Below are 3,922 nucleotides of genomic sequence, written 5' to 3'. Positions count from 1 at the left end.
CGGACTCCATGCTGCGGCGAGGGAATATCGCGGGCTTTCACAAGGCAATAGAGAGTGCACGTACCGTCCCTGAGTTTCGGATCGAGGGGATCAAACGCAAGTCCGACCTCACCGACGAAGGCGGGCGAATGGCGTACTTGCGTGAGGCGATCCCGATCCTCGCGGAGGTTCGCTCCTCACTGGAGCTGGATATGCTGGTGCAGCGGCTTACGCCGTACCATCCCTCGTTTGGTTCAGGGACACGCGCCGAGGCCTCGATCCTGGCAGAAGTCCAGCGCTGGCGCTCACAGCGCCCGGGTAGTACGCCGCCGCCCGACGACGGCCTACTGACGCCTACCCCACCGCGTCCACGCTATCAGAACAATGCGGGCGGCGGGCAACAAAATAGCACCAGTGGCGCCTGGCAGAAAAACACTCAGAACAGTAGTGGCTGGCAGCAGCGTCCTCGTTACGGCCAGCCGCCACCATCGCGTCCGGAAGCGCCTGCCGCTCCGTTAACATCGGCACTCGAAAAGGCGGAGAGAACCGTTGTCCAGGGCCTGCTCTCCGATGACTGGCGCACGGTGACCATCAAGGAGCTAGATCGCGCTGCAAAGGCGCTGAGCTGTACTCCAGGAGAGCTTCTGGCCCACCCCCAAGCCCGGCTCCTTGTTGAGGCGCTCTACCCTCTGCTCTCGGGTCGGATGCTTCTGCAACGTGCCCTCGATCAGTTGGCAGATCAGGAGCTAGCCTTTTTTGCCACGCGCTATCTTGTCTCCGCGGGCAACGATGCCCCTCTCTCCGAAGAAGCGCTTCACGACTGTGTCAATGAGCTGGTTGTGCGCCATCCACCAGAGCACATTCGGGTGATCCAAAAAAAACGGACAGAAGGAATTGCACTCACCGATGACGAACTACTGGTTCAACAAGCTTGGACCCGCGCCAAAAAGCGTGGGGGTGAGACTAGCCCTTGAAAACGTGTGATGCTTTTGGTAAGTAAACTATCCTCCTTTGAGCACTCTGATACCCTCCACGACGATAGTGTGGGGGGATGGCTTCATGTAGCGGGGCGGAGCCGTCTGCTCACTCTGGAGCAGGAGGTTCGTCTAGCACAACAGATAGAGTGTGGCGATGAGCACGCTCGCGCTCGCCTTGCAGAAGCCAATCTGCGCCTGGTCGTCTCAATTGCGCGGCGCTACCAGGGCCGAGGTCTGACCCTAGCCGATCTGATTCAGGAAGGCAATGTTGGCCTGATTCGTGCGGTAGAGAAGTACGACTGGCGTAAAGGCTTCAAATTTTCGACGTGTGCGACGTGGTGGATTCGGCAGGCGATTCTTCGTGCCCTCGCCGAGCAGAGCCGCACGATCCGGCTCCCCGTGCACATGATTGACTCCATTCAGCGCCTGCTGCGCACCAGCCTGCTGCTTCGGCAGGAGCTGGGCCGCACTCCCACGCTAGAGGAACTGGCGTTCCGGCTGCAAGTGCCTGTTCTACGCGTGCAAGAGACCCTCCGTGCCGTGCCGGAGCCCCTCTCCCTCGACGGCCCCTCCGGCGAGGACTCAGAGACCACTTGTCCCCTGGATTTTATCGCCGATCCCAATGCACTATGCCCAACCGATGCAGCAAGCCGCCGCGTGCTACGCGATCAGCTAGAGCGTGTGCTGGCTATGCTAACAGAGCGTGAGCGTGATGTGGTTTCCCTGAGGTTCGGCCTACGTGGCGATGGGACGCCACAAACGCTAGAGGAAGTGGGGCGGCATTTGAGTGTCACCCGAGAGCGTGTTCGACAGATTGAGAGCAAGGCGATGGGCAAGCTACGAAGCCCGGACTCCTTACACCTCCTGCGCGAGTTTGCAGGGTAGCACAAGTATGCCGTCGGGAAAGATCCACGACCGTATTACGGCTATCGGTGCTGTGCTCGCTGTGCCTGTCTGGTGGTACCTGACTCCCTCCCCCCTCGACTGGGCCGTCGGTGGAACGCTTGTGGCGTCCACACTGTTCTCTGGCTGGTTCCTCTCCCCCGATCTGGATCTGGACTCTTCAATCTACAAGCGCTGGGGGCCACTGCGCTTTCTCTGGTATCCCTACAAAAAGATGGTGCCCCACCGCTCCTGGGTGTCGCACTCCTGGTTCCTCTCGCCCCTGATGCGGGTGGGCTATCTGTTAGGGATGACCTGGCTGGTTGCCTGGGCCGTCCTCTGGGGGATCCGGCAGGCATCCGGACTTGGGCCAGGCGCACCGGAGCGCACTCCCTGGGATCTCTGTCAAGATATCTACCGCCACAGCCCCCAAGCCACTCTCATGGCGGTGGTTGGTCTGTTCTTTGGCACAATTCTTCATACAGGCGCGGACACAATCTACAGCACCCTGAAAAAGCGATCCTAACCCCTCCAATTCGTTTGAAGTTCTTAGTTTTCCTGCCAATATCATACACATTCCACAAAAAACAGGTTACAATACCCAAAATGCAGCGAACGCTAGATTCTTCTCTCGCCTGCCCGAGCTGTGGTGCCCAGGCGCGTGTCTTTACGAACGGACAGAGTACCTGTGCGTACTGTGGGACAACACTTCCCCCGCTCCCCTTCTCCCATCCCGGCGGCACGTTTCAGCATAGCTCTCCCCTGCGTATCGGAATGAAGGCCAGGATCGGGGGGAAAGAATACATCACGGTGGGACGCTTGCTCTTTCGGGATGGCGAAGGTTACTCCTGGGAGGAATGGGTTTTGCTGTCTCAGGATGGCGAGGCGCAGTACCTGGAGTTCGATGAGGGAAAGTGGAGCCTGACGCGCTACTGGCCCGATGGCGAGGATGTCAGAGTAAGTTCCTACTCGGAAGGGCAGACCGTTCGCTTGGGGGGCAGTACCTGCACGGTCACTTCCGTGGGTACCATGGTAACGAGCGGGGTTGAAGGGGAGATTCCCTGGCAGATCAGGGTAGGGGAAAGTAGCCCATTCGCAGACTTCGCTTCAGGCAACACAATCTACTCCGTGGAGCAGGCGAGCGACGGAATCGAGTGGTTCCGTGGCCGTCGCTTAGATGCTGCCGAGGTCTACACCCTCTTTGGCCTGCAAGAGGAAGTCAAGCAGGAAGTTCAAAAAGAGGAAATCCAGGCGGACAGACGACGCTTCGGGTGCCTCTGGCTAACCCTCTCCCTTGTGGCGTTCTGTATCTTTGCCGTGGCCTCCAGTAAGAACGGACAACCAGTCTACAGTGCCCAACTTACCGCCGATAAGATCGCCGATGAAGGTAGCATCGTCGGGCCGTTTTCGCTAAAACATATTGGATTTCCCCATCGCCTCTATCTCGCCTCAGGCTCACTTAGTCAGACATCGGTCTGGGTGCAAGGCGTCATGGAAGATGCCAGCGGCCCGATCTTTGAGGCGGAACAGGAGTTCTGGGACGAGACAGGCTATGATGAGGGCCAATGGCACGAGTGGGTCACGGAATCAAAGACAGACTTTCGTCTTGCCAAAGCGGGAGACTTCCGTGTCCGTCTCTACGCCGACCCGGAGGTTGCTGCCTCCACGACACCCATCACCGTAAGGGTCTATGAAGGTGGCCTACACGCAACACCCCTGGCCTGGTTCGGGGGAATTGGGCTGGTGCTGGGAACCTGTATCTGGCTGAAGGGTGCGCCAGGCACACGCAAAAATCTCACGGAGGCGCTGCAGGACTCGTGAAAACCTGGGGCTACCGTATCGCCACAGCGTTGCTCTTGGGCACGTTCGGATATCTTTGCGCCGCAGCCTACTACGGCTGGCTCCTGCCCGGAAGTGCCACCACGACGGCGGAGCGCAACACCGTTCATCGGCGCGCCAGCGCTCGTATCGGAACTCATATCACGGGTGGCGGTAGCCACTTTGGAAAATAGCATCATGAAAAATACTCTCGCAACGCTTTTACTTCTCGGAGCCGCGACGCTCCCAGCACTCGCGCAAGAAAC

5 protein-coding genes are annotated in these 3,922 nt (G+C 59.0%); all 5 read left to right on the top strand.

The genetic code is table 11. The features are described 5' to 3' along the window. The coding region (locus ACH2EH_RS15495; protein ID WP_395142937.1) for a hypothetical protein at positions 1-953 on the top strand (953 nt) is incomplete at its 5' end. A gap of 9 nt (positions 954-962) precedes the next feature. Continuing rightward, positions 963-1,841: an RNA polymerase sigma factor RpoD/SigA gene (locus ACH2EH_RS15490; protein ID WP_395142938.1), complete on the top strand. Its 879-nt coding sequence runs from the start codon at positions 963-965 to the stop codon at positions 1,839-1,841. A gap of 7 nt (positions 1,842-1,848) precedes the next feature. After that, positions 1,849-2,364, top strand: a complete 516-nt coding sequence (locus ACH2EH_RS15485; protein ID WP_395142936.1) for a metal-binding protein — start codon at positions 1,849-1,851, stop codon at positions 2,362-2,364. 80 nt (positions 2,365-2,444) lie between these two features. Next, positions 2,445-3,659, top strand: coding sequence for a DUF4178 domain-containing protein (locus tag ACH2EH_RS15480; protein ID WP_395142935.1), 1,215 nt, complete (start codon positions 2,445-2,447; stop codon positions 3,657-3,659). Continuing rightward, the gene (locus ACH2EH_RS15475; RefSeq protein WP_395142934.1) at positions 3,656-3,850 is read left to right on the top strand and encodes a hypothetical protein; all 195 of its coding nucleotides are present in this window, start codon (positions 3,656-3,658) and stop codon (positions 3,848-3,850) included. The genes ACH2EH_RS15480 and ACH2EH_RS15475 overlap by 4 nt, the downstream gene beginning before the upstream one ends. Positions 3,851-3,922 lie beyond the last annotated feature (72 nt).

The organism is Armatimonas sp. (assembly GCF_043760365.1).
Classification (GTDB): Bacteria; Armatimonadota; Armatimonadia; order Armatimonadales; family Armatimonadaceae; genus Armatimonas.
The sequence above is the reverse complement of the archived record's forward strand: the minus strand, read 5'-3'. Positions and strand labels throughout refer to the sequence as shown.

Bases quoted from the DNA above. Each gene is read 5' to 3' on its own strand.
- ACH2EH_RS15490 (WP_395142938.1), top strand. From the start codon at position 963: ATGCTTTTGGTAAGTAAACTATCCTCCTTTGAGCACTCTGATACCCTC.
- ACH2EH_RS15485 (WP_395142936.1), top strand. From the start codon at position 1,849: ATGCCGTCGGGAAAGATCCACGACCGTATTACGGCTATCGGTGCTGTG.
- ACH2EH_RS15480 (WP_395142935.1), top strand. From the start codon at position 2,445: ATGCAGCGAACGCTAGATTCTTCTCTCGCCTGCCCGAGCTGTGGTGCC.